The sequence below is a fragment of the Mesorhizobium silamurunense genome (genome assembly GCF_014843825.1).
GTDB lineage: Bacteria > Pseudomonadota > Alphaproteobacteria > Rhizobiales > Rhizobiaceae > Mesorhizobium > Mesorhizobium silamurunense.
This window is the reverse complement of the sequence record NZ_JHQR01000451.1, coordinates 1-281: the sequence shown is the minus strand read 5'-3', so window position 1 is coordinate 281 and position 281 is coordinate 1. Positions and strand designations below refer to the sequence as shown.

1 protein-coding gene is annotated in these 281 nt (G+C 63.7%); it reads right to left on the bottom strand.

Features of this window, described 5'->3' with window-relative positions; all coding sequences use genetic code 11:
• A partial coding sequence (locus DH10_RS35935; protein ID WP_485020609.1) for an EF-Tu C-terminal domain-related protein occupies positions 1 to 281 on the bottom strand: 281 nt, incomplete at both ends.

Here is a 281-nt window from a genome sequence, read left to right as displayed (position 1 = left end):
TTGATGGTGACGACGATGCCGGCACCGACGGTGCGGCCGCCTTCACGGATGGCGAAGCGCAGCTTCTCTTCCATGGCGATCGGCACGATCAGCTCGACGTCGACGGTGATGTTGTCGCCAGGCATCACCATCTCGGTGCCGGCCGGCAGCGTCACGATGCCGGTCACGTCGGTCGTGCGGAAGTAGAACTGCGGACGGTAGTTGGTGAAGAACGGCGTGTGGCGGCCGCCCTCGTCCTTGGTCAGGATGTAGGCTTCGGCCACGAACTTCTTGTGCGGCTT